22 protein-coding genes are annotated in these 25,526 nt (G+C 42.3%); 21 read left to right on the forward strand and 1 reads right to left on the reverse strand.

Annotated elements, in window-relative coordinates; translation table 11 throughout:
• Positions 1–141 precede the first annotated feature (141 nt).
• The 15 genes from AC075L_RS15365 (at position 142) to holA (ending at position 15,712) form a co-directional block, all read left to right on the forward strand.
• Positions 142–921 carry a hypothetical protein gene (locus AC075L_RS15365; RefSeq protein ID WP_062807414.1) on the forward strand — a complete coding sequence of 260 codons (780 nt, stop codon included), beginning with the start codon at positions 142–144 and terminating at the stop codon, positions 919–921.
• A gap of 104 nt (positions 922–1,025) precedes the next feature.
• Positions 1,026–1,685, forward strand: coding sequence for a hypothetical protein (locus AC075L_RS15370; protein WP_147422062.1), 660 nt, complete (start codon positions 1,026–1,028; stop codon positions 1,683–1,685).
• A 54-nt stretch (positions 1,686–1,739) separates the two neighbouring features.
• Positions 1,740–2,351, forward strand: a complete 612-nt coding sequence (locus tag AC075L_RS15375) for a hypothetical protein (RefSeq protein WP_118342378.1) — start codon at positions 1,740–1,742, stop codon at positions 2,349–2,351.
• A 77-nt stretch (positions 2,352–2,428) separates the two neighbouring features.
• On the forward strand, positions 2,429–2,863 hold the full coding sequence (locus AC075L_RS15380; protein ID WP_118340624.1) for a phage holin family protein: 435 nt from the start codon (positions 2,429–2,431) through the stop codon (positions 2,861–2,863).
• Positions 2,864–2,898: 35 nt separating this feature from the next.
• Positions 2,899–3,660: a peptidoglycan recognition protein family protein gene (locus AC075L_RS15385; RefSeq protein WP_118340622.1), complete on the forward strand. Its 762-nt coding sequence runs from the start codon at positions 2,899–2,901 to the stop codon at positions 3,658–3,660.
• A 575-nt stretch (positions 3,661–4,235) separates the two neighbouring features.
• Positions 4,236–4,967 (forward strand): RHS repeat-associated core domain-containing protein, encoded by a 732-nt coding sequence (locus AC075L_RS15390; protein ID WP_243282161.1) that lies wholly within the window; start codon positions 4,236–4,238, stop codon positions 4,965–4,967.
• A gap of 262 nt (positions 4,968–5,229) precedes the next feature.
• The gene (locus AC075L_RS15395; RefSeq protein ID WP_118566972.1) at positions 5,230–5,670 is read left to right on the forward strand and encodes a hypothetical protein; all 441 of its coding nucleotides are present in this window, start codon (positions 5,230–5,232) and stop codon (positions 5,668–5,670) included.
• Positions 5,671–5,950: 280 nt separating this feature from the next.
• A complete protein-coding gene (locus AC075L_RS15400; RefSeq protein ID WP_025578528.1) occupies positions 5,951–7,402 on the forward strand; it encodes a sensor histidine kinase in 1,452 nt (483 codons plus the stop codon).
• Positions 7,403–7,413: 11 nt separating this feature from the next.
• Positions 7,414–8,355 (forward strand): GerMN domain-containing protein, encoded by a 942-nt coding sequence (locus AC075L_RS15405; protein ID WP_118338559.1) that lies wholly within the window; start codon positions 7,414–7,416, stop codon positions 8,353–8,355.
• Between the two features lie 28 nt (positions 8,356–8,383).
• A complete protein-coding gene (locus AC075L_RS15410; RefSeq protein ID WP_118338558.1) occupies positions 8,384–10,681 on the forward strand; it encodes a DNA internalization-related competence protein ComEC/Rec2 in 2,298 nt (765 codons plus the stop codon).
• 177 nt (positions 10,682–10,858) lie between these two features.
• Positions 10,859–12,148: an L-aspartate oxidase gene (locus AC075L_RS15415; protein WP_025578522.1), complete on the forward strand. Its 1,290-nt coding sequence runs from the start codon at positions 10,859–10,861 to the stop codon at positions 12,146–12,148.
• Positions 12,141–12,992: a carboxylating nicotinate-nucleotide diphosphorylase gene (gene nadC, locus AC075L_RS15420; RefSeq protein WP_055053023.1), complete on the forward strand. Its 852-nt coding sequence runs from the start codon at positions 12,141–12,143 to the stop codon at positions 12,990–12,992. Before AC075L_RS15415 ends, nadC begins: the two co-directional genes overlap by 8 nt.
• A gap of 74 nt (positions 12,993–13,066) precedes the next feature.
• Entirely contained in the window at positions 13,067–13,615 is a 549-nt protein-coding gene (locus AC075L_RS15425) for a 3H domain-containing protein (protein ID WP_476387881.1), read from the forward strand.
• 19 nt (positions 13,616–13,634) lie between these two features.
• Positions 13,635–14,552, forward strand: a complete 918-nt coding sequence (gene nadA / locus AC075L_RS15430) for a quinolinate synthase NadA (protein ID WP_118569055.1) — start codon at positions 13,635–13,637, stop codon at positions 14,550–14,552.
• 173 nt (positions 14,553–14,725) lie between these two features.
• The gene (holA, locus tag AC075L_RS15435; protein WP_118569056.1) at positions 14,726–15,712 is read left to right on the forward strand and encodes a DNA polymerase III subunit delta; all 987 of its coding nucleotides are present in this window, start codon (positions 14,726–14,728) and stop codon (positions 15,710–15,712) included.
• Between the two features lie 122 nt (positions 15,713–15,834).
• On the opposite strand, the gene rpsT is transcribed toward holA, so the two are convergent.
• Positions 15,835–16,098 carry a 30S ribosomal protein S20 gene (gene rpsT, locus AC075L_RS15440; protein WP_020993497.1) on the reverse strand — a complete coding sequence of 88 codons (264 nt, stop codon included), beginning with the start codon at positions 16,096–16,098 and terminating at the stop codon, positions 15,835–15,837.
• Between the two features lie 217 nt (positions 16,099–16,315).
• On the opposite strand from rpsT, the gene gpr reads away from it, so the two are divergent.
• From gpr to uvrA, 6 genes are all read left to right on the forward strand, one after another.
• On the forward strand, positions 16,316–17,230 hold the full coding sequence (gene gpr, locus AC075L_RS15445) for a GPR endopeptidase (RefSeq protein ID WP_022380109.1): 915 nt from the start codon (positions 16,316–16,318) through the stop codon (positions 17,228–17,230).
• Positions 17,231–17,308: 78 nt separating this feature from the next.
• The gene (locus AC075L_RS15450; protein ID WP_271764073.1) at positions 17,309–18,613 is read left to right on the forward strand and encodes a stage II sporulation protein P; all 1,305 of its coding nucleotides are present in this window, start codon (positions 17,309–17,311) and stop codon (positions 18,611–18,613) included.
• A 233-nt stretch (positions 18,614–18,846) separates the two neighbouring features.
• Positions 18,847–20,655: a translation elongation factor 4 gene (gene lepA, locus AC075L_RS15455; RefSeq protein WP_022380111.1), complete on the forward strand. Its 1,809-nt coding sequence runs from the start codon at positions 18,847–18,849 to the stop codon at positions 20,653–20,655.
• Between the two features lie 101 nt (positions 20,656–20,756).
• On the forward strand, positions 20,757–21,113 hold the full coding sequence (locus AC075L_RS15460; protein ID WP_025578510.1) for a hypothetical protein: 357 nt from the start codon (positions 20,757–20,759) through the stop codon (positions 21,111–21,113).
• Between the two features lie 29 nt (positions 21,114–21,142).
• On the forward strand, positions 21,143–22,285 hold the full coding sequence (gene hemW, locus AC075L_RS15465) for a radical SAM family heme chaperone HemW (RefSeq protein ID WP_118566970.1): 1,143 nt from the start codon (positions 21,143–21,145) through the stop codon (positions 22,283–22,285).
• A 160-nt stretch (positions 22,286–22,445) separates the two neighbouring features.
• Complete coding sequence (uvrA, locus tag AC075L_RS15470) at positions 22,446–25,286, forward strand: excinuclease ABC subunit UvrA (RefSeq protein ID WP_118569057.1); 2,841 nt, start codon at positions 22,446–22,448, stop codon at positions 25,284–25,286.
• Positions 25,287–25,526: the final 240 nt, after the last annotated feature.

Here is a 25,526-nt window from a genome sequence, read left to right on the forward strand (position 1 = left end):
CTTATAATGCGAAAAGCAATAGATAATAACCAGTGTGCCGACAAGTTGATTCTTGAAACAATCTTGCAGGATAAATTTTTTATTTCAAGGCGGAGGAAGGAGGCGTAGCGGTGGCTACGGCGACCGACGACAACGCAGCAAATGAAAAATCAGGCAAGTCTTGAGTCAGTTACTTATTTATTCGATGTACTGGAATTTGGCTGTATCAGAAAAAGGCGTTTAGATAAGTTATATAAAGAACTAGAGGGTGAGCAGAGTAGAAAACGGGGAGATGATTGGTATATGAGAAGCAATAAAATGAGAATAAAACAAACAAATTCGGAAGTGCTTTTGTTATTTGCTATAGTAGAATTTTTGGCATGGGGAATGTGGTTTTATACAAAAGAGAGCATAGGTATTATTATGGGTGTAAGCTTTATAATAATAATGTTGCCATCAGCGCTTATTACATTAAAAAGCGTTATTCTGACAGAAGATGGGTGCGAAGTAATTGCATTGTTTAGGAAAAAATCATATAAATGGAATGAATTGGAAATTATACGAAAAGATTGTTGGAGTTCTGGAGGACAGTATGCGACAAGGGTGGATGGAATTGTTTTTTCTGAAAAAAAAAGAGGAAAAAAAGGGAAGGTATATTCCAGTTATGAACTTTATTCGAATTATGTGCGGAGTTCTCGATTAGATTGTTTTTGTATTGTTTTTTGTGATAAAAGTGCAAAGATTAAATATATTATTAAAAATCATTTGGATAGAAGTGATGTATTTAAGAAACCATCCGAAAAAATACTTGAGCAATTATCTGAATGGGGCGTTGAAGTAGAGGAGGGAGAAAATCTTCGAAAAGAGAGAAAACAGAAAGGAAAGCAGAAAGTATATGATGAAATAGTTCGCATCCGAAAAGAACATAAGAAAAATAACTAGAGATGTAAAGAACGGTTGGTATTCCCCCACCGACCGTTCTTTTTATAGCAGCTTTTAAGGGAAAATAAGAGTATGGTTACAATATAATAAAAAAGAGCGTGATTATGGCGAAGTATAAGAATTGGTATTTGACTGGAGAATCGGGAATGAAGGATGAGAGAAAAAAATTAAAATTAATTATATTACAATGTATAGCTGTGATAACTGCAAATTTTATTACAATCTGGTATTTCGAAGAACTTTTTTTCAGGGGACTTTGGTATGTTATTTTTGCATCATTTATTTTAACCTTTATATATATCATACGGAGTTTTTGCTGTTTGAGAAAGATTCGTGTATTTTGGTTTGCGGCAATACCAGTTTTTCTATTTGGAATATATCTGGCATTTTTGTTTAATGATGGAATAAAAAAATTAAACTTTCAGGTATATAAGGAAAAAAGGACTGAAATTGTTCAGATGGTACAGAATAACCAGATAAAAATAAGGAAAGATATGGAATTAATCGAACTACCAGAAGATTATAAAAAATGTTCTTCAGGTGGAAAAGCTGTAGTCCGTCAAAATAATGGCAGTTATACAGTGGGATTCTGGTATACACAAGGCTTTTTGGACAGTGGATTTTCTTTATTTGCATATAGTAAGGATGAAAGCCGGACAGATGTGATTCAGATGGTAAAAGAATATGGTGGAATAGAATATGAAATTAATCTGTCAGAGAAAGAAAAAGGCTGGTATTATGTTACAGCAAAAGTCAGTGAGTAATTGAAAAAATGAAAGTGAAATATGTCTGGCGGTTCAAATTAGGAGTATAAGAAAATGAAAATCAGAATGAGAAATCCAGAATTTCCACTGTATTTTATTGGGGAATTAGGTTTTGGTATATTTTTATTTTTGGATAGTCCATATAAAGTAATTTCATTAAAAGAAAAATGTATTATGATTTTGATATGTGTGACCATTTGGAATATTGTATTTATGATTTCGCGAATGCGTATTATTATCATGGATAAAAATGGATGCACAGTAAAGTTGCTTTTGTGGAAAAAAACATATAAGTGGGAAGATTTAGAAATCATTCGTGAAGATTGCTGGAACAGTGGAAGACTGCATTTAAAAGGAATTGTTTTTTCAAGTAGGAGAATGGGAAAAAATGGAAAGGTTTATTCAACTAAGAAAATTTTTCAATCATTACAATTTCTGAATTGCTTTTTTATTATATTTGATGATGAAGATGTGGAAAGAATATATGCATTGAAGAAAAAGCTGGGAAAAGTTCCCGAATTTAAGAAGACTTCTGAAAATATACTTACCCAGTTGAAGGACTGGGGAGTAAAAGTTGAAAAAGGAGAAAATTTAAAAAAAGAAGAAAAACAAAAGTTTTATGATGAAATGGTTCGTATAAAAAAAGAACAAAAGAAGAATAAATGATGAATCAGAGAACGGTTGGCATTCCCCACCGACCGTTCTTTTTGTACCCATTTTTAAGAAAAAAGAGGTGAAAAACTATGAAATACAGAATAATTACATTAATTGGTCTTGTCGGAAGTACTCTGGCAGTGTGTTTTGGAGGCTGGGATAAATTCCTGCAGACATTGCTTTTGTTTATGGCAATCGACTGGTTTACAGGAGGAATCCTTCTTCCGGCAGTATTTGGAAAAAGTCCGAAATCTGAAAACGGTGCACTGGAAAGCAGAGCAGGCTGGAAAGGGTTGTGCAGAAAAGGCATGACATTGTTGTATGTTCTCATTGCTTCCCGTCTGGATGCATTGATGGGGACAGAATATCTGAGAGATGCGGTATGCATTGGATTTATTACAAATGAAGGTCTTTCTATCATAGAGAATGCGGGACTGATGGGTCTGCCTCTTCCGGAAAGCATTTGCCAGGCAATTGATGTACTGAAACGACATTCACAAAATACGATAGAGAAACAGACTTAGAAAAGATATATGATTTCAGCAGAAAGGAGCAGGTTATGAATATAAATCAGCAGTATATATCAGAAAGAAACAGTTATTCGGGACAAATACCAAGATATATTGTGATCCACAATACGGACAATTACAGCACAGACGCAGATGCCAGGGCTCATGCAATGGCACAGTATCACGGGAATTTTGATGGATATTCAGCTCATGTGTATGTGGATGATAAATCAGCATATCAGGCAATGCCATATAGCAGAGGCGCATGGCATGTAGGGGTGAATTATGGAGGAAGATTATTTGGAACAGTGAATAACCGTAATTCTGTAGGAATTGAAATGTGTGTGCAGGCCGGTTTTGATTATGATAAGGCATTTGCAAATACAGCAGAGGTATGCAGACGGCTTATGTCGGAATTGAATATTCCGGCAGACAGAGTAATACAGCACTATGATGTATGCGCCAAAAACTGTCCTTCCACTATCCGTGCAAAAAATGACTGGAACCGTTTTAAAAAGCTGATTCAGGAAAAGGAAGAAGAGAATTCGCCTTCAGGTGGGAAGAAAATAACACTGACAGAAGAACTGCGAGTCATCCTTCCTGAATTATCACGAGGATGTACGGGTACAGCTGTAAAGATGCTGCAGGTATTTTTACAGGTGCAGACAGATGGTATTTTCGGAACAGAAACAGAAAATGCGCTTCGTACATTTCAGAAAAATACGAATCAGTCGGCTGATGGAATTTGTGGCAAAAACAGCTGGACGGCAATTGCTGTACATATGAGAGAGAATACGTATGCAGGTTATTAATATCTGACAGAGTTTAATAACCTGCATTTTGTAAGGACAGTTGCTGTACAACTTAAATGTGACTTATCTGGTTGAAGGAACTGTAGTCTGGCAGAATAATGGCGGTTGTACAGTGGATTTTCTTTATTTGCTTATAGCAAGAATGATAACCGGACGGATGTGATTCAGATAGTGAAAGAATATGAAATTAATCTGTCAGAAAAAGGCTGGTATTATGTTGCGGCAAAAATAAGCGAGTAATTGAATGCTTACTTATTTCAGAAAAGTCTAACGGAGCAAATTGTTGATGCATTTCCGGTATTAAAGAGAATCTTTACAGTCTTCCTAAAGCAGTTAAAAATGGTTCTGAAACCTTAAACTATACGTATGACGCAAACGGAAATATCATAAGTATCAAAGATTCTGCAGGTGAGAGTACATTTCGATATGACGAATTAAATCAGCTGATCCGGGAAAATAATTATCAGTTAAACAAAACCATTACTTATGCCTATGATCTGGGTGGTAATCTTACAGTAGAAAAAGAGTACGCATTTACGACTGCGGAAACTCTTCCTGATACACCTGTGAAGACAATGACAGGAACTTATGACAGTGCATGGAAGGATAAACTCCTGAGCTGGGATGGCACAGCAATGACTTATGATGCCATTGGAAACATGCTTACCAGAGGAGGAACAACTTATACCTGGACACAGGGACGCAGGCTTTCCGGTGTAGAAAATGGAAAGAGCATTAAATATCTTTACGACCACACAGGTGCCAGAGTGAAAAAAACAGTAGACAATACAGTGACTGAATATCAGTGGGCAGGAGATCTTCTCCTTTCTGAGAAAACTGACGGAAGAATCATCTGGTACTGTTATGACTCCCAGGCAAATCTGATTTCTGTTACCATCAGGGGAATCACCTATTTTTATGTACGAAATGTACAGGGTGACATCATTGCCCTTGTTGACGCAGATGGAAAAGTGGTAGTAAAATATACTTATGACAGCTGGGGAAAAGTGGTAGCTGTTACTGGTGAGCTGGCAGACACAGTAGGTGCTCAGAATCCATTCCGCTATAAGGGATATTATTATGATAATGAAACAGGCATGTATTATCTGAAAAGTAGATATTATGATGCGGAAATTAAACGATTCATATGTGCAGATGTTGGAATTACAAGTATTATTAAAGATACTAAAGGAAACAATCTGTTTTGCTATTGTTTTAATAATCCATTAAATATGAAAGATATGAGTGTGAATTGGCCAAAATGGATTAGAAATTTTGGAAAAACAGTAAAAAACACTATTAAATAAAAGCGCAGTAAAGCATATAGCATCAGTCAGTAAAACTGTTATTTTAAAGGGGAAAAAAGCATTTACCGCCTTCACCAGAATATGAATTTAGTCTTAGACCTGTAGCTGGAGTTGCTTTATTTGCAATAAGCTTAATTGGAATGGGAGTTTTATCAATGGATGATATTACGGGCATTGGCGTAGCAGATGATTTTCTTATTGGACCGGTTAGTGCAGGAATTAGTCAGGGAATACTGATGATATTTGGATAAGAGGACAAGATATGTGGAATGAAATCATAAATAATAAAACATTAAAAGAGTTTAATGAAAAATTATCATATTTTCACGATAGTTGTATAAAGGAGATTCATTATTTAAGTGGTGCATATGTTGATGAAAGGTTGGATATGTATCCGATAAACGATTGTAGAATTTTAAGAGTTATAATTCAATGTCAAAATGAAAAGGAATCTATGATTGAAATGGAATTTCAAGATTTAAAATATTTGAAATTATTTCCAACAGATCCTCATTATACATGTGAAATTTTGGATTCTACAATATTATTAAAAGATGATAGTATTATCTGGTGTGACTGTGCAAACGGAAAAGACATAAAAGCGGAAAATGATGCGAAAGTTCTTATATGTGCAGTGAAACTTCGATGGCGTTCTATTTCAGGGTGCATGGGAAATAAAGAATTTTTCAAATCTATCAAATAAAATATAAAATTAGTAGAATAGAGAACGGTTGGCATTCCCCACCGACCGTTCTTTTTGTACCCATTGTGTCATATCTGTTCGGAGAAGCAAAAGTGAGCGTATATAATAAAAGAGTGATTGAGGTAATATTTCCTGAGATATGTCTTGCGCATTGATTGCTGCAAAAAATAAATTACTTTTCGCTAAGATGTAGAAAAGCCCATTTTTCTGTGATAAGATGATAAGGATTCGATAAACAATGACTGTTTTACGAACAGACAGAAAGCATGCATCAAACTGCATGACAGAAGAGAACGGAGTTGAAAAGGTGAAAAAAAGAAAAAATTTTTTCAGAAGTCTGCGTTTTCGTATTCTGATCATCCTGATCATTCTGGGAATCGTGCCGGGGGTTATTGTAACATATACGATGCTTCATAACTATCAGAACCGGGCGGTTGCAATGCTTACAGAGACAGTGGGTGATCAGTGCGATATTTTATGTAATCTGATCATCAGGGAGAATTATCTCAATGATACAGATTCAGAGGTTGTAAACAGCAAGCTGGAACTGTTTTCCAATGTGTATAACGGACGTATCCTGCTGGCTGACAGAGATTTTAAGATAGTAAGTGATACCTTCCACACAGAGGAGGGAAAGACGCTTCTCAGTTCACTGGCTGTAGCCTGTCTGAAAGGAGAAGAGACAAGCAATTATGACGCCAGAAGTAAAGTACTGGAGCTTGCAGTTCCTGTACAGAGTCCGGATGTGCAGCAGCTTCAGGGCGTGATGCTGGTAAGTGTTTCGGCTGTTGATATTGCAGAAACACTGGCAGAGATGGAACAGAGAGGCGTGATGCTGATCGGAAGTATTGTTGTTCTTTCAGTATTTCTGGCATGGCTGCTCTCTACAATACTTGTAAAACCACTTGCAAGAGTGACGAAGGCCATTGAAGACCTGACAGATGGCATGCTGGATGAAGAAATCAGTGTTCCTGACTATACGGAGACAGAGCTGATCACAGATGCATTCAACAAGATGGTCAACCGCATGAAAATTCTTGATGAATCCAGGCAGGAGTTTGTATCCAATGTGTCCCATGAACTGAAGACACCCCTGACTTCCATGAAGGTTCTGGCAGATTCTCTGGTTGGACAGCAGGGCGTCCCGGAGGAACTGTATCAGGAGTTTATGAGTGATATTACTGCTGAGATCGACAGAGAGAATAAGATCATTACAGATCTGCTCTCGCTGGTAAAGATGGATAAGAAAGCAGCAGATGTAAACATCACCCATATGGATATCAATCAGCTTCTGGAGGATATCCTCAAGCGCTTGCGTCCCATTGCAGACAGGCGCAATATCGATCTGATCCTGGATTGCTTCCGACCTGTGGATGCAGATGTGGATGAGGTGAAGTTTACTCTTGCTGTCAGCAATCTGGTGGAGAATGGCATTAAATATAATGTGGATGATGGATGGGTGCGCGTGTCACTGGATGCAGACCATAAATATTTCTATATAACAGTGGCGGATTCCGGTATGGGAATCCCTGAGGACAGTATAGAAAGAATCTTTGAGCGTTTCTATCGTGTGGACAAGTCCCATTCCAAGGAAATCGGGGGAACCGGTCTGGGACTGGCGATCACCAAGAGTTCTGTTGCAATGCACCATGGAACGATCAAAGTATTCAGTAAAGAAGGAGAGGGAACTACATTCTCTGTGCGTATTCCTCTGTCTTATATACCGTCATAGGAGGTGCCATTGTGAAAAAGAAACTTTCAATCATTATAACAGCGTTAATACTAAGCATCCTTGCGACCGGGTGTTCTGTGGAGATACATGAAGATCCGGGTAAACAGGATGCCAAATATTATCTGTACGATATCAGCTCTGATGAAACTCAGCTTCAGAAGAAAAGCTACTCTCCGGAGGAGACAACTGCAGACTATATGCTTAAGGATATGATGCAGCGGATGAACAGCCAGCAGACAGATTCGCAGAACCGGGTCAGTCTGCTTCCTGAAGGAGTACAGATGAATTACAGTGTAGAAGAGGACGTGCTGGTGGTCAACTTTAACAGTCAGTACAGCAGCATGAGCCGCGCCAGGGAATTACTTGTGCGGACAGGTGTTGTGAAGACTTTCCTTCAGGTTCCGGGGATCAATTCTGTGCGTTTTACAATAGAAAATGAAGATCTGACAGATTCCAGGGGACAGGCTGTGGGAAATATGACTGCAGATACCTTTGCCGAGTTCACAGGAACTGAACCGGATGCCTATTGCAGCAATACCTTTACGCTTTATTTTACTGATAAGAGTGGTCAGAAGCTGGTAAAAGAACAGCGTACTGTGCGGTATAAACGCAGTATCCCCAAAGAGAGAATCGTTCTGGAACAGTTAATGAAGGGACCGCTGGAAAAAGGGCATTACCCCACAATTCCGGAGAATACGGAGGTTCTGAATGTGACCATAGCAGACAGGATCTGCTATGTGGCATTTGACGGAGTATTTTCTTCCTATGCGCTGGATGTATCGGAGAAAATACCGGTATATTCTGTGGTAAATTCGCTGCTGGATGCGCTGGATGCAGACAAAGTGCAGATTACGGTCGGCGGGAAGGACAGGCTGGATACCTTTGGTAAGAAGATGGAGCTGTATCATTTTTATGAAAGAAATGATAAGCTGGTAGTCAAGGAAAAAGAGTGATATTCATAAACGAAGAGGAGGCACAAAAGTGAGGAGACGCCCTGTGTGTATCCTGTGCATGCTTCTGGTTGTTTTTCTGTGTGTGACAGACTGGCTGGGATTTTCCCTGATAAGGGGGAATCCACTGCCACAGTCTGTGCAGACATGGATCAGAAAGCATCCGGAATCCACCATCTGCGGGGAGGTGGTCAGGTGCCGGGAGAATGAAGATTTTCAATCTGTATATCTTAGAAATACTTATCTTATTTACAATTCTGAAAAAGTTTCCATTGATAATATAAAGGTTTATTTAAAACAAAAAAAGAATCATAGCGGTAACAGTGATGTTGATAAACTTCTGGCAGGAAGTCTTGTTCTGGTGTCCGGAAAACTGGAAGAGGTGCAAAGCCCCACGAATCCGGGAGAGTTTGACAGTAAAGCATACTATGGCTGCCAGAGGATCTATTATGTGATGAAGAAAGGAAAGATAAAGAAGCAGTCGCAGAGTCATTCTGTATATGGGCAGTTCCTGATCGATATGCAGCAGAAATTTGCAGGTATTCTGGAGAAGACCTGTGGAATGGAAGCTGGAGCGTTTGAAGCAATCGTGCTGGGAGATAAAACAAATCTGGATCCGGAGTTGAAAATGCGTTATCAGATGGCAGGAATTATACATATCCTGGCGATTTCGGGGCTCCATATCAGTCTTCTTGGAATGGGACTGTATAATCTGCTGAAAAAAATCGGTCTGGGTATCTGGCCGGCAGGCCTGCTGGCGCTGGTGATCATGCTTCAGTATGGGATGATGACCGGAGGGACTGTTTCAACCATGCGGGCAGTATGTATGTTTTTACTTTCTGTAGGTGCAAAGATCGCAGGACGGATTTATGATATGCCTACAGGAATGGCGGCTGCGGCGATCCTGATCCTTATGGAAAATCCGGCGTATCTGCTTGATGGAGGTTTTCTGCTGTCTTTTGGATCGGTGATTGGGATTGGCTGTGTCTGGCCATTAGTGCAGGAGGGGATGGATGTATTAAACCGGAAAAAACGAAGTAAGGTTAATGAGAAGGGAAAAATCAGAAATAAACTTCTGATGTCATTTCTGGCATCCGGAGTTGTGCAGCTTACCACACTTCCCATAGTGCTGTGGCTTTACGGAGAAGTGTCGATGCTGGGGATTTTTCTGAATCTGCTGGTGCTTCCTACTGTGGGGATTGTACTGGGAAGCGGAACTGCCGGTGCATTACTTGGATTAGTCACTGTCAGAGGAGCGTTTCTGGCTGTTGTTCCGGGCAGGATTATTCTGAGAGGATATGAGTTCCTGACAGTGCTGTTGGGGCGACTTTCGTTTTGTACATGGATCGGTGGAAAGCCGGAAGTGTGGCAGATCGTTGGATATTATCTGGTTCTGGCAACAGCGGTGTGGATGTACAGAGCGGGTGTGAAGAAAAGTGAAAATGGTAAGATCTTTGCGTGGAAAATCCGGGCTGTATATGCAGGTATGGTATGCTTTGCAATTCTGCTGATCAGTTACAGACCGTATGAAGATTTCCGTATCGCCTGTCTGGATGTGGGACAGGGAGACGGAATTGTGGTGGAAATAGAAAACAGATGGAATATCCTGATCGACGGGGGCAGTACGAATAAGAATGAACTGGGAAAATATCAGCTGCTCCCATACTTGAAGAGCAGAGGGATTTCCAGACTGGACGGAATTTATGTTTCTCACACAGATGAAGATCATATCAGCGGGGTGCGGGAACTTCTGGAATTTGTTGAGAAAGATCTGACTTCTCTGCGCATAGAGAATCTGATCCTGCCCAAATGGAGCGATATTCAGGAGAATAAAAATTATCGGGAGCTGACAGAGCTGGCAGAGTCAGCGGGAGTCCGGGTGCTTACTATGAAAGCAGGAGATGAGATCAGATATGGAACTGTCAGACTGAAGGTTCTGTGGCCGGAGTCCACAGCATCAGGGAAGGAAGTAAATGAAGATGCGATGGTTCTGGAAATGATAAGCAAAGATTTCAAAGGGCTTTTTACCGGAGATATCGGAATGGTGACAGAAGAAAAACTGATACAGAATGGGTGTCTTGAAGATGTGGACTTCCTGAAAACTGCTCATCACGGTTCCAGATATTCTACAGGAGCAGAGTTTCTGGAAATCGTCAGACCGGAACTGGCTGTTGTTTCCTGTTCTGCAACAAACACATACGGGCATCCGTCGCCGGATACGCTGGAACGGCTGAAGAAGAGTGGAAGCAGAGTGCTGATCACCAGAGACTGTGGGGCGGTTACAATAGTCAATGGAAAATCTGTTTCTGCCTTTAACCGAATCAAGTAAGCCCCCTGTGGAGATGTGAAAAGCAATAAGCAGTAGGATTTTCAAAGTGGTTACGTTCACAGTAACTCAAAGCAAACAATGTTGTCATAATTATATACAGGTGTCTTGACACCTATATATCCGGGGAGTATAATTGCACAGACAAACGAAAATCAGGCATGATGTGAGGAAAGAAAGATGAAAGAACATTATGATGTCATTATTGTGGGAACAGGGGCAGCCGGACTGTACTGTGCGCTGAACCTTCCGGAGAAAATGAAAATCCTGCTTATCACCAAGCAGGAGGCAGACCAGTCAGATTCATTCCTGGCACAGGGCGGAATCTGTATGCTGCGCGGCGAAGATGACTATGAAAATTATTTTGAAGATACCATGCGGGCAGGACATTATGAGAATAATAAACGGGCAGTAGATCTGATGATCCGCAGCTCCAATGATATTATCAGAGATCTTCTGCGTTATCATGTGGATTTTGCAAGGGATGGTCTGGGAAATCTGGCATTTACCAGAGAGGGAGCACATTCCCAGCCAAGAATTCTTTTTCATGAGGATATTACAGGAAAAGAAATCACACAGACTCTCTTAACTGCTGCAAAAATAAAAGAAAATATTGAAATTTGTGAATATATGACTATGGTAGACCTGATCTCCAAAGACAATACAGTCTGCGGAATCATTGCAATGGACCGGAATGACCAGGCATTTCCTGTTTATTCTCAGTATGTGGTTCTTGCCTGCGGCGGAATCGGCGGGCTTTTTAAAAACTCTACCAACTTTTCGCATATTGCGGGAGATGGTGTGGGAATTGCAATGAAGCACCATGTGGAAATGGAAAATCTGGACTATATCCAGATTCATCCGACAACTCTCTATTCAAAGAAACCCGGACGGCGTTTCCTGGTTTCAGAATCAGTCAGAGGAGAAGGTGCTCTTCTGTATGATAAGAACGGACAGCGTTTTACAAACGAATTACAGCCGAGAGATCTGCTGAGCCAGAAGATTTTTGCCCAGATGGAAAAGGATGGAACAGAGTTTGTATGGGAAGATATGCGCCCTCTGGGAGAGAAAACAATTCTGGAACATTTTCCTCATATTTATGAACAATGCGTGGAAGAAGGTTTTGATCCGAGAAAAGAGCCAATCCCGGTTGTTCCGGCACAGCATTATTTTATGGGTGGGATCAAGGTAAATCTGGGAAGCAAAACTTCCATGAAGGGACTTTATGCGTGTGGAGAGACAAGTTGTAATGGTGTTCATGGAAGAAACCGTCTGGCAAGTAATTCTCTTTTGGAATCTCTGGTCTTTGCAAGAAAGGCTGCAGATGATATGATATTTGGACAGACACCGGAATATGTGCGGGCAGATGCAATTGATATGAATATGTATGAAAGCAGAGAAGAACTGCTTAATGCCTGCCACGAAACCGTATTAAAAGAAATTGAAAGGATGAAAAAGAGTCATGAATAGTATTACAATGAAAATGCAGGCAGACAAGCTGATCCGTATGGCGCTTCAGGAGGACATTACCAGTGAGGATGTTTCCACGAATGCAGTGATGCGAAGCGCAGTAAAAGGAACCGTAGATTTGATCGCAAAGGAAGACGGAATCATTGCCGGACTGGATGTATATGCGAGAGTATTCCAGATCCTGGATGAGAAAACAGAGATCAGTTTCAACTTTAAAGACGGTGATGCAGTAAAGAAGGGCGATCTTCTTGGAACAGTAACAGGAGATATCCGGGTGCTTCTTTCCGGAGAGAGAGTTGCCCTGAATTATCTCCAGAGAATGAGTGGTATCGCTACTTATACAAAACAGGTTTCAAAGCTTCTGGAAGGAAGTAAGGTAACACTTCTGGACACCAGAAAGACAACTCCGAACTGCCGTGTTTTTGAAAAATATGCTGTACGCATAGGCGGCGGATGCAACCACAGATATAATCTTTCTGACGGCGTACTGCTTAAGGATAATCATATCGGAGCAGCCGGAAGCGTAGCGAAAGCAGTAGCCATGGCAAAAGAATATGCACCATTTGTCCGTAAGATCGAGATTGAAGTAGAGACTATGGAACAGGTAAAAGAAGCAGTAGAAGCAGGAGCAGATATTATTATGCTTGACAATATGACACCGGAAATGATGAAAGAAGCAGTAGAGCTTATCGCAGGCCGGGCACAGACAGAATGCTCCGGAAATATCACAAAGGAAAATATCGCCAAAATCCTGGAAACAGGTGTGGATTTTGTTTCCAGCGGTGCACTGACACATTCTGCTCCAATCCTTGACATTTCCATGAAGAATCTTCATGCAATATAATAACATGGCAGCGAAGCTGTTTTGCAGCGGATAATTTGCTATAGGATTATATCGTGGAGAAAGGATGGGAAAGTATGAATACTGCTCAGAGAAGAACTGAAATTTTAAAGCTCCTTCAGCAGGAAGAAAAACCTGTGGCTGCCAGGGCGATGGCATCACAGTTCGGAGTAAGCAGACAGGTGATCGTGCAGGATATGGCTGTGATACGTGCATCTACACCGGGAATCCTGTCAACGACCAGAGGATATGTGTTGCAGCATGATAAAGATATTGCATGCACCAGGGAATTTAAAGTACGCCATGGGCAGGAGCATGCAGCGGAGGAACTGAATCTGATCGTGGACTGTGGCGGGCGAGTGAAAAATATCAGCATCAGCCACAGGGTTTATGGCCGTGTCACTGCAGAAATGGATATTCGTTCCAGACAGGATGTGAATGAATTTGTCCAGGCGATCAATAGCAGCCATTCCAGCGTATTAAGCAGTGCTACTTCCGGGTATCATTATCATCTGATAGAAGCATCCAGCCAGGAAAGGCTGGATCTGATCGGAGAACAGTTAAAGAAAGCAGGTTTCCTTGCACCACTTCAGCCATGGGAAAAGGAAAAACATCATAATATATAAGTAAGAAGGGATTCAGAAGATGACAATAGCAGAAATTCAGCAGGAAATCCTGCGAATGAAAAAAGAACAGGATATCTGTATTCTTGCACACGCATATCAGGGTCAGGAGATTCTGGAAGTGGCGGACTATACAGGAGATTCCTATGGCCTGAGTGTACAGGCGTCCAAAAGAGACTGCAGCGGTGTGATCATGTGCGGCGTGCGTTTTATGGCAGAAACCTGCAAGATTTTAAGCCCGAAGAAGAGAGTATGGCTTGCTAATCCTGTAGCCGGATGTCCCATGGCAGAGCAGTTGGATCTGGAAGGTCTGCGTGAATTAAAAGCACAGTATCCGGATTATGCAGTTGTCGCCTATATTAATACAACTTCAGAACTGAAAACAGAATGTGACGTATGCGTTACGTCCTCATCAGCAGTTGAAATCTGCAAAAGGCTGGAGCAGGATAAGATTTTATTTATTCCGGATCCGAACCTGGGACATTATGTGGCGGAAAAGCTTCCGGAGAAAACATTTGCATTTTATAAAGGCGGATGTCCGAGACATATCGTGGTCAGTGCAAAAGATGTAGAAAAAGCCCGCGCAACGCATCCGGATGCACTTTTCCTGGTACACCCGGAATGCCGTCAGGAAGTAGCAGAGCAGGCTGATTATGTAGGCTCCACCACAGGAATCATGGAATTTGCAAAGAAATCTGAACATAAAGAATTTATCATCGGAACAGAAAACAGCATTGTAGAGCATCTTCAGTTTGAATGTCCTGATAAGAAATTTTACCCGGTTGCAGTACAGCTTACATGCATGAATATGAAGGTTACCACCTTAATGGACATCTACAACTGCCTGAAAGGACAGGGCGGGGAAGAAATCCTCCTTCCGGAAAATATCATGGAAGGCGCCGGAAGATGCATTCACAGAATGGTGGAGCTGGGCGGCTGAATAATAATCTGAAATTTTCTGCTGGCTATTATGTCATGGAATTGATACAATAAAAGTAACGTTACTGAGAACAGTAACAAAGTAACTGCTCTGCAGTCTGATATCCTGGTATCTGTGAATAGAACAACAGATTGCTGAACAGTTACAGACAAAACAGCCTCAGGAGTAGAAAATTGAAAAACATACAGGCAGACATTAAATCAGGAAATTTTAAACAGGTGTATCTTCTCTATGGAGAGGAAGCATATCTGAAACAACAGTATAAACAGAATCTGGTAAAGGCACTGAATCCGGATGGGGATACTATGAACTTCAATCACTATGAAGGCAAGGGGATTGATGTAAAACAGTTGATCGACCTCTGTGAAACCATGCCATTTTTCGCAGAGCGCAGAGTTGTTTTGCTGGAAGATACAGGTTTTTTCAAAAATAAGTGTGAGGAACTGGCAGATTATATGAAAGAGCTGCCGGACTATCTGTATCTGGTTTTTGCAGAAACGGAAGTAGACAAGAGAAACCGCATGTACAAAGCAGTAAAAGCCTGCGGAAGTATTGCGGAATTTATCAGACAGGATGAAAAAACTCTGATGCGCTGGGCAGCAGGGATCCTGGGGAAAGCCGGAAAAAAGATCACCCAGAGAGATATGGAACTTCTGCTGACCAAAACAGGAACTGATATGGGGAATCTCAGGATGGAGATGGAGAAGCTTATCAGTTATACAGAAGGCAGGGATGTGGTGACTGCAGAGGATATTGAAGAAATCTGCACCACCCAGACAACCAACAGAATTTTTGATATGGTGCGTGCAGTAACAGAGAAAAATCAGAAGCGTGCACTGGAACTTTATTATGATCTGCTGACATTGAAAGAGCCACCGATGAGGATCCTGTTTCTTCTTGCGAAGCAGTATCGCCAGCTGCTGTTGGCAAAACAGTTTGCGGCAGCAGGACTTGCACAGACAGAAATAGCTTCGAAACTGGGAGTTCCCGGATTTGTTGTGAGAAACATTACAATATGTGCCAGAGCTTACACCATATCTGAACTGGAACAGGCAGTAAAAGATTTTGTGGATGCGGAAGAATCGGTGAAAACAGGACGCCTGGAAGATAAGCTGAGCGTAGAATTGCTGATCATTAAGTACAGCAGTAAAGTAAAATAGGAAAAACGGTAACTGCCGGATATTCTGGCAGTTACAAAAGATAATAACAAAAAAGACAGCCACATGACGGTGATGGCTGTCCTTTTTAATCATAAGCTTATAATTAAAAATTCAATCTATAATTAGTCAATGCTGTTAACAGCTTTAGCTAAACGGGCAACTTTTCTTGCGCAGTTGTTTTTATGATAAACACCTTTGGATGTAGCTTTGCTGATTGTGGAAACAGCATCCTTTAATGCTACTTCTGCAGCTGCCTTATCTTTATTTGCTACTGCTGCTTCAACTTTCTTCATAGAAGTTTTAACTGCAGATTTGATTGCTTTGTTTCTTGCTGCTTTAGTTCTGTTTACTAAAATTCTTTTCTTAGCAGATTTAATGTTAGCCAATTCGTACACCTCCAATTTAATTCGATAAAATATTATTATACTCCTGTCATAGAAACAGACACGGGCGCTCCTATGAACATGCTTATATATATTATCTCAAATAATCTTCCTTGTCAATACATATTTCCATAAAAAAAGCTAAAAATAGATATAAAAGATTGTTATAAGAACGGAGTAAACAGTAACAAATATTGAATGAAGTATGGAGGGAAAAGAGATGCTGGATAATTACGGAATAAGAACAGACCTGGCGCTGGAGGCAACCGAACGGTTTACAGAGGAAAACGTAGAAGTCCGGGGAGTGGAGATCCACGAAGATTATAATGAAGAGAAAGATATCCGTACCACTGTGGTAAAGATCACCACAGAAAACGGTGCCCGGACAATGGGACGGCCCCAGGGAAGCTATATTACGATAGAAGCTCCGGGGCTTTCTGTACATGATGAGGATTATCACAGAGAAATTTCCCTGGAAATCGCCCGTCATTTACAGAATGTGATCAATCTGGAGCGTGAGCTGTCCATTCTGGTAGTAGGTCTGGGAAATTCAGCGATCACAGCCGATTCCCTGGGGCCTCATGTGGTAGAAAATCTTCATATAACGAGACATATGATAAGAGAGTATGGCCTGCAGAGTCTTGGAAAAGAAAAAATGCACCGTATCAGCGGAATTATCCCGGGAGTAATGGCGCAGACAGGGATGGAGACATCTGAAATCATACAGGGAATCGTGGCAGAGACAAAGCCGGACATAGTGATTGCCATTGATGCGCTGGCAGCAAGAAGCACCAGACGCCTGAACCGTACAATTCAGATCACAGATACAGGAATCAACCCGGGTTCCGGTGTAGGCAATCACAGAGTGGGGCTTACAGAAGAAAATCTGCAGGTAAAAGTGATCGGGATCGGAGTACCCACCGTAGTAGATGCGGCAACTATCGTCCATGATTCCATGGCACACCTTCTGGAAGCTCTGGAAGAGGCAGAACAGAAAGAATTTCTGGAAGAAATGATATCTCCTCATCTTCACACCATGTTTGTAACTCCCAAAGATGTGGATGAGACAGTAAAATACCTGAGCTTCACAATCTCAGAAGGACTGAACATGGCGTTTGAGGAAATAGGCGGCTGACCGGAAAATTGTTCCGTCAGTGTGAACAGGGTATAAATGGGAAAACATGGACATAGGATAAGTCAAGAGGTGATCCATGTGACAAACTTTCAGAAAGCGTTCTGCATTCTGCTTAGCATGTGCTTTTTTGCCACTCTGGCAGTATTGCCGGGGACATTTTTTACAGGAGAAAATGTGTACAGGCATCTGCCTCTGTACCGCTTTCTGGAAAAAAGAGCTCATACGAGTTCCTGTGAAGATCTTGAAACCTATAAAAAAATAGCAGGAGAAAACGGAAAATATCTGGGAGAGCGTGCACAGTCCGAACAATTGCTGGCAGAAAAAAACGAATCTGAAGAATTACAGACACCAGAATCTACACCGGTACCGAAAGAAACAGCAATTCCTTCGAAAACAGTAAAATCAGCGAAAATATCAGAGTCAGCGAAAATATCAGAATCAGAACAAACTTCAAAAAAATCAGACAAGACACCTAAACCGAAAAAGATAACTGCGTCACCGGAAAATCATGAAACGGACAAATCACAGAAGCCGCAAGAGTCAGCAGCGCAGAATGACCAAAATATTCAGAACAGCACAGAAACCATTGCTGCTGCAGTTCCTCATCCAATAATCGACCTGTCCCCCGAAAAACTGGCAGATTATAATTATCTTCTGGGACAATTCTATATCGTAGATTCCAACACAGAAGCAGATGCCGTACAGATTAATGCCGGGGATTTTCTGAAACAGGACTTAAAAATTACCAAAGAAACCGATACCCCTCAGATTCTGATCTATCACAGCCATTCGCAGGAAACCTTCGCAGATTCCAGAGAAGGGGAAGAATCCGACACGATTGTAGGAGTAGGAGATTATCTGACACAGCTTCTCACAGAAAACTACGGTTATCAGGTAGTCCATCTCAAAGAGCAGTTTGACATGGCAGGCGGTGAACTGGACCGCAGCGCTGCTTATGATTATGCCCGCGATTATCTGGAACCTTATCTTCAGGAAAACCCGGATATCCAGGTGATCATAGACCTGCACCGGGACGGCGTCCCTGAAGACCGGCATCTTGTAACAGAGATCAATGGAAAACCCACAGCTCAGATCCTTTTTTACAATGGACTGAGTTATACGACATCCAAAGGTTCCCTGGACTATCTGCCAAATCCATACATACAGCAAAATCTGGCATTCTCCTTTCAGCTGGAATACCAGGCAGCCCAATACTATCCTCAATTTTACCGGGGAATTTACCTTGCAGGTTACCGCTACAATCTCCACCTCCGTCCCCGCTCCCTTCTTCTGGAAGCCGGAGCCCAGACCAACACTGTCCAGGAAGTAAAAAATGCCATGGAACCATTTGCCGACATCTTAGACAAGGTACTGCAAGGATAAATTCTATAGCAATTCCATAAAATAATGCAATCAAGACAGTTCAGCAGAGTGCGAAGGACAAGGAAGATACCTGCAGGCGTGCCGACGCACGGCAAAGATAATAATTACCAGGATGTTTCTGTGCGTCCATGTAGATAAATAGATGACAAACCCTTCCCCCATATGTTATAATACAAAATTAGCAAACCCATCAATTATAGTATATAAGAAAGAACTCAGGAGGGAATTCCTTAATGATAGACCAGAGCAAAATCAGAAATTTCTGTATTATTGCACACATAGACCACGGCAAATCCACTCTTGCCGACCGAATCATCGAAATGACCGGCACTCTGACAGAACGTGAAATGCAGTCACAGGTACTGGACAACATGGAACTTGAAAGAGAACGTGGAATCACCATTAAATCTCAGGCAGTACGAATCGTATACAAAGCCAAAGACGGCGAAGAATACATCTTCAACCTGATCGACACCCCCGGCCATGTAGACTTCAATTACGAAGTATCCCGAAGCCTTGCAGCCTGCGACGGTGCAATCCTGGTAGTAGATGCAGCTCAGGGAATCGAAGCCCAGACATTGGCAAATGTATATCTTGCCCTTGACCATGACCTGGATGTCCTTCCGGTCATCAACAAAATCGACCTGCCAAGTGCAGAACCGGATCGTGTGGTAAATGAAATCGAAGATGTCATCGGCCTTGAAGCCCATGACGCACCAAGGATTTCTGCCAAAACAGGACTTAATGTAGAAGAAGTCCTGGAACAGATCGTAACAAAGATCCCGGCACCTCATGGCGATGTAGATGCACCATTAAAAGCCCTGATCTTTGACTCCATTTATGATGCATACAAAGGCGTTATCGTATTCTGCCGTGTCATGGATGGCCGTGTGAAAAGAGGCACCCAGATCCATATGATGGCAACTGGCTTCACCACAGAAGTTGTGGAAGTCGGATACTTTGGTGCAGGACAGTTCATTCCATGCGAGGAACTGACAGCAGGCATGGTAGGATACATCACTGCGAGTATTAAAAACCTTGGTGACACTCGTGTAGGTGATACAGTTACAGATAAGGAAAGACCATGTGCAGAAGCACTTCCGGGCTATAAGAAAGTAAACCCTATGGTATACTGCGGATTATACCCGGCAGATGGTGCCAAATACGGTGATCTGAGAGATGCTCTTGAGAAGCTTCAGCTCAATGACGCCTCTCTGTTCTATGAACCGGAGACATCTGTAGCCCTTGGCTTTGGTTTCCGATGTGGTTTTCTGGGATTGCTCCATCTTGAGATTATTCAGGAGCGTCTGGAAAGAGAATACAACCTTGATCTTGTGACCACAGCTCCCGGTGTTATTTATAAAGTATACAAAACTAACGGCGAAGTTATCAATCTGACAAACCCAAGCAATCTGCCGGATCCATCAGAGATTGAATACATGGAAGAACCAATGGTAAATGCCGAGATCATGGTAACAACTGAATTTATCGGTGCCATTATGGATCTTTGCCAGGAACGAAGAGGGCAGTATCTGGGAATGGATTATATGGAAGAAACACGTGCGCTTCTGAAATATAAGCTGCCGTTAAATGAGATTATCTATGATTTCTTTGATGCCCTCAAATCCCGCTCCAGAGGCTATGCTTCTCTGGATTACGAACTCTGCGGATATGAGCGCAGCGAGCTTGTGAAACTGGATATTCTGGTAAACAAAGAAGAGGTGGATGCTCTTTCCTTTATCGTGCATGCAGATACAGCATATGAGAGAGGCCGTAAGATGTGCGAGAAATTAAAAGACGAGATTCCCCGCCAGCTTTTTGAGATTCCGATCCAGGCAGCTGTCGGAAGCAAGATTATTGCCAGAGAGACAGTCAGAGCCATGCGTAAGGATGTACTTGCCAAATGTTACGGCGGTGATATTTCCCGTAAGAAGAAACTTCTGGAGAAACAGAAGGAAGGTAAGAAACGTATGCGTCAGGTAGGCAATGTGGAGATTCCGCAGAAAGCATTTATGAGTGTATTGAAACTGGATGATAAATAAAGTATGAATGGTAACTATTCGGCAGCCTGCTGTCCAGATAACTGTGAAGGTACTGAACAGTTATCTGTGAATAGTGCTCATCTCAACAGAAGGTTAAAATATTGAAGAAAATGATTAAGCGAAAAACAGTTATACTATGTATGTTATTGCTTGGAATTTCTGTCTCCGGATGTGGGAAAACCAGGGAGGTAGATGAAGCGTCCTCCAAAGTGATCCAGATCAGTGTTGCGCCGGAAGAGACAAGTCCCACTCCGGCACCGGATCAGGTAGCTTCCGCAGCAGTTACCACCAATGGTAATCTGACAATGGTAAATACGTATCTGGCAGAGCAGGATGCAGCAGGTATCTCATCTGCGGAAAGTTCAGACAGCCAAAGTGATGCCGACAGTACAGATAACAGTGTCGACTCAGCAGATAACAATGAGCAAGACAGCAGTACATCAGATACTGAGGAATAGAAAACAGGTCATAACAGGAGCAGATTACAATGGAGAGAAGGAATATCACAGATTCTCCCATGGAAATCTATGTCCACATTCCATTTTGCATAAAAAAATGTGATTACTGTGATTTCCTTTCCGGTCCGTCAGGTCCAAAGGAGCAGGCTGATTATGTAGATGCTCTGCTTGAAGAAATCAATGCAGCAGAAGAAGGAAAAGGAAGGAGTGTATCCTCTGTATTTATTGGAGGGGGCACTCCTTCTGTTTTGGATGAGAGATTCATAGGAGAAATTTTAAATCATATAAGACGAAAATTTCAGATTGCGGATCATGCTGAGATTACCATAGAAGTAAACCCGGGGACTGCAGACAGAAACAAACTGCAGGCATACAGAACATATGGAATCAACCGCCTGAGCATAGGTTTACAGTCGCCGGATGACAGAGAACTGAAGATCCTTGGAAGAATCCACAATTATGAGCAGTTTCTGGAGACTTACAGAAGTGCAAGAGAGGCAGGGTTCGACAATATCAATATTGATCTGATGAGTGCGATCCCGGATCAGACTTATGAAGGATGGATCCACAATCTTCGCACTGTTGCAGGACTGGATCCGGAACATATTTCCGCATACAGCCTGATCATTGAGGAGGGCACACCTTTTGCATCGCGGACGCTGAATTTGCCGGATGAAGATGCGGAGTACAATATGTATGAGGCAACAGCACAGATTCTGAGAGAATATGGCTTTGAGCAGTATGAGATTTCCAATTACGCAAAGAAAGGCAGAGAATGCAGGCATAACGTGGGCTATTGGATCCGACAGGATTATCTGGGGTTTGGCCTGGGAGCTTCCTCTCTTTATGGAAAGGAACGTTTTGCCAATACACAGGATATGAAAAAATATCTGGAAAACAGCAGAACTCCGGAAAAAATAAGAGAAAAAGAGCCGCCCCTCACCAGAGAGGATGAGATGGCGGAGTTCATGTTTCTGGGACTTCGTATGACCAGAGGAATCGCAAAAGCTGAGTTTGAGCGGCAGTTTGGCAGTGAAATAGATGCAATATACGGGGATGTTCTGAGAAAATATAAGTCAATGGGACTGCTTTTGGAAGAAAACGGAAGGATTTTTCTGAGCAGAGAAGGAATCCATGTAAGCAATTCCGTTATGGCGGATTTTTTGCCGTAAACGCCTTGACGAACAAATGTTCCTGTATTATACTGATGCCATGAGGATTGCGGGGCAGCGAAACTGCGCACAATCCATGAATATCATAACATACGAAAAAGGTGTAACTGTCAAGGTAAGAAACAGTTATTATTTATAAATGAGAAACAGGAGGCCCACAATGGCAGCAGATACAACGAAGAAGCACTTTATCAGGATCAGAGGTGCCAATGTTAATAATCTTAAGAATTTAAGTGTGGATATTCCCAGAGACAAGTTTGTAGTATTTACAGGACTGAGTGGCTCCGGTAAATCTTCACTGGCTTTTGATACCATCTATGCAGAGGGACAGCGTCGTTATATGGAATCTCTCTCTTCCTATGCAAGACAGTTCCTGGGACAGATGGAGAAGCCGGATGTGGAGAGCATCGAAGGTCTGCCGCCGGCCATTTCCATTGATCAGAAATCTACCAACCGCAATCCCCGTTCCACAGTAGGAACAGTGACAGAAATCTATGATTATTTCCGACTTCTGTATGCCAGAGTGGGAATCCCTCATTGTCCGAAGTGCGGAAGAGAGATTAAGAAGCAGACAGTTGACCAGATGGTAGACAGTATCATGTCTTTTCCGGAGAGAACGAAGATCCAGCTTCTGGCGCCTGTTGTGCGGGGGCGCAAGGGAACTCATGCAAAGCTTCTGGAGCAGGCAAAGAGAAGCGGATATGTACGTGTGCAGATTGACGGAAACCTGTATGAGCTTTCCGAGGAGATCAGTCTGGACAAGAATATCAAGCATAATATAGAGATTGTGGTAGACCGTCTGATCGTGAAGCCCGGGATTGAGAAAAGACTCTCAGATTCCATTGAGACAGTGCTGGATCTGGCAGAGGGCCTTCTGATGGTAGATACTATGGATGGAAATATTCACAATTTCAGCCAGAGTTTTTCCTGTCCTGACTGTGGTATCAGTGTAGATGAGATCGAACCGAGAAGCTTTTCTTTCAATAATCCTTTTGGCGCCTGTCCGGACTGTCTGGGACTTGGGTATAAAATGGAATTTGATATTGATCTGATGATCCCGGATAGATCTCTGAGTATCCTGGATGGTGCCATTGTGGTCACAGGATGGCAGTCCTGCACAAATGAGGGAAGCTTTTCCAGGGCAATCCTGGATGCTCTTTCCAGAGAATATGATTTCAGCCTGGCAACACCTTTTGAGGAGTATCCGGAGAAGATACAGGACATTCTGATCAACGGAACTAATGGACATTCTGTAAAGGTTTACTATAAAGGGCAGCGCGGAGAGGGCGTTTACGATGTGGCGTTTCCGGGGCTGATCCGAAATGTGGAGCAGCGTTACAGAGAGACAGGCTCTGATGCCATGAAGCAGGAGTATGAATCTTTCATGCGCATTACTCCATGTAAAACCTGTAAAGGTCAGAGACTGAAGAAGGAATCACTGGCTGTGACTGTGGCGGATAAGAATATTTATGAGGTCACCAATCTTTCCATAGAGAAGCTGAAAGCCTTTCTGGCGGATATGCAGCTCTCCGAGCAGCAGCAGCTTATCGGCAGACAGATTCTGAAGGAAATCAGGGCAAGGGTAAGTTTCCTGTCAGATGTAGGACTGGATTATCTTTCATTGGGACGTGCGACAGGAACTCTTTCCGGCGGCGAGGCGCAGAGAATCCGTCTGGCTACCCAGATTGGTTCCGGGCTGGTAGGAGTTGCCTATATTCTGGATGAACCGAGTATCGGACTTCACCAGAGGGATAATGACAGACTTCTTGGTTCTCTGATGAAACTGCGTGATCTTGGAAACAGCCTGATCGTTGTGGAGCATGATGAAGATACCATGCGTGCCGCAGACTGTATTGTAGATATAGGTCCCGGTGCAGGGGAGCATGGCGGACAACTGGTTGCCATGGGAACTGCAGAGGATTTGATGAAGAATGAGGATTCCATCACAGGAGCTTATCTGAGCGGAAAATTAAAAATTCCGGTACCTTTGGAGAGACGGAAGCCAACCGGTTTTCTTACTGTCAAGGGGGCGGCAGAGAATAATCTCAAGAATATCGATGTGAAGATACCTCTTGGGATCATGACCTGTATCACAGGAGTTTCGGGCTCAGGTAAGAGCTCTCTGATCAATGAGATTCTTTATAAACGCCTGGCAAGAGATCTGAACCGGGCAAGAGTGATTCCGGGAAAACATAAGGATATTCTGGGAACAGACCAACTGGATAAGGTTATCAATATTGACCAGTCACCTATTGGCCGTACTCCACGTTCCAATCCTGCGACTTATACCGGGGTATTTGACCAGATCAGAGATCTTTTTGCAGCAACAGCAGATGCCAAGGCAAAAGGATATAAGAAAGGACGATTCAGTTTTAATGTAAAGGGCGGAAGATGTGAGGCATGCAGCGGTGACGGTATTATCAAGATTGAGATGCATTTCCTTCCGGACGTATATGTACCATGCGAGGTCTGCAAAGGTAAGAGATATAACAGAGAAACCCTGGAAGTAAAGTATAAGGATAAGAATATTTACGATGTGCTGAATATGACGGTGGAGGAAGCACTGACTTTTTTTGAGAATGTTCCTTCTATTAAAAGAAAGATACAGACTCTTTATGATGTAGGACTTTCCTATATCCGGCTGGGACAGCCGTCCACAGAGCTTTCCGGAGGAGAGGCACAGAGGATCAAGCTTGCCACAGAGCTGAGCAAGCGCAGCACAGGTAAGACTATCTACATTCTGGATGAGCCTACCACAGGTCTGCATTTTGCGGATGTGCATAAGCTGGTGGAGATTCTGAAACGATTATCGGAGGGCGGTAATACAGTAGTTGTGATCGAGCATAATCTGGATGTGATTAAGACCGCAGATTATATCATTGATATCGGACCGGAGGGTGGAGACCAAGGAGGTACCGTAGTTGCTCAGGGAACTCCTGAGGAGGTGGCACAGTCACCGGTTTCCTATACCGGAAAATATGTAAAGAAATATCTGAAATAATCTTGAAATCATATTGCAGGACTTTCTTTTTAAATGGAAGTTGTATATAATAGAAGAGATTATTTATAGCAATTCTCGTAAATAATATATTTTGATCCGGCTTATCAGGATGTGAAGCCCTGTTGGACTGTTTTGATCGCATTATTTTATGGAGTTGTTATAACTAAACCGGATAAGTCCCCGGTAGAGACTGTAAAAAGTAATGATCAGTTGAAGGGGATGAGGAGAACGTAAGAACAG

The sequence above is a fragment of the Blautia sp. ZXY-1-B12 genome (genome assembly GCF_056339915.1).

Excerpts from the sequence above, each read along its gene's own strand:
- nadA (WP_118569055.1), top strand. The coding sequence starts at position 13,635 with ATGACAATAGCAGAAATTCAGCAGGAAATCCTGCGAATGAAAAAAGAA.
- nadC (WP_055053023.1), top strand. The coding sequence starts at position 12,141 with ATGAATAGTATTACAATGAAAATGCAGGCAGACAAGCTGATCCGTATG.
- AC075L_RS15425 (WP_476387881.1), top strand. The coding sequence starts at position 13,067 with ATGAATACTGCTCAGAGAAGAACTGAAATTTTAAAGCTCCTTCAGCAG.
- uvrA (WP_118569057.1), top strand. The coding sequence starts at position 22,446 with ATGGCAGCAGATACAACGAAGAAGCACTTTATCAGGATCAGAGGTGCC.
- hemW (WP_118566970.1), top strand. The coding sequence starts at position 21,143 with ATGGAGAGAAGGAATATCACAGATTCTCCCATGGAAATCTATGTCCAC.
- AC075L_RS15370 (WP_147422062.1), top strand. The coding sequence starts at position 1,026 with ATGGCGAAGTATAAGAATTGGTATTTGACTGGAGAATCGGGAATGAAG.
- AC075L_RS15385 (WP_118340622.1), top strand. The coding sequence starts at position 2,899 with ATGAATATAAATCAGCAGTATATATCAGAAAGAAACAGTTATTCGGGA.
- AC075L_RS15395 (WP_118566972.1), top strand. The coding sequence starts at position 5,230 with ATGTGGAATGAAATCATAAATAATAAAACATTAAAAGAGTTTAATGAA.
- AC075L_RS15375 (WP_118342378.1), top strand. The coding sequence starts at position 1,740 with ATGAAAATCAGAATGAGAAATCCAGAATTTCCACTGTATTTTATTGGG.
- AC075L_RS15390 (WP_243282161.1), top strand. The coding sequence starts at position 4,236 with ATGACAGGAACTTATGACAGTGCATGGAAGGATAAACTCCTGAGCTGG.
- lepA (WP_022380111.1), top strand. The coding sequence starts at position 18,847 with ATGATAGACCAGAGCAAAATCAGAAATTTCTGTATTATTGCACACATA.
- AC075L_RS15400 (WP_025578528.1), top strand. The coding sequence starts at position 5,951 with ATGACAGAAGAGAACGGAGTTGAAAAGGTGAAAAAAAGAAAAAATTTT.
- AC075L_RS15365 (WP_062807414.1), top strand. The coding sequence starts at position 142 with ATGAAAAATCAGGCAAGTCTTGAGTCAGTTACTTATTTATTCGATGTA.
- gpr (WP_022380109.1), top strand. The coding sequence starts at position 16,316 with ATGCTGGATAATTACGGAATAAGAACAGACCTGGCGCTGGAGGCAACC.
- AC075L_RS15415 (WP_025578522.1), top strand. The coding sequence starts at position 10,859 with ATGAAAGAACATTATGATGTCATTATTGTGGGAACAGGGGCAGCCGGA.
- AC075L_RS15380 (WP_118340624.1), top strand. The coding sequence starts at position 2,429 with ATGAAATACAGAATAATTACATTAATTGGTCTTGTCGGAAGTACTCTG.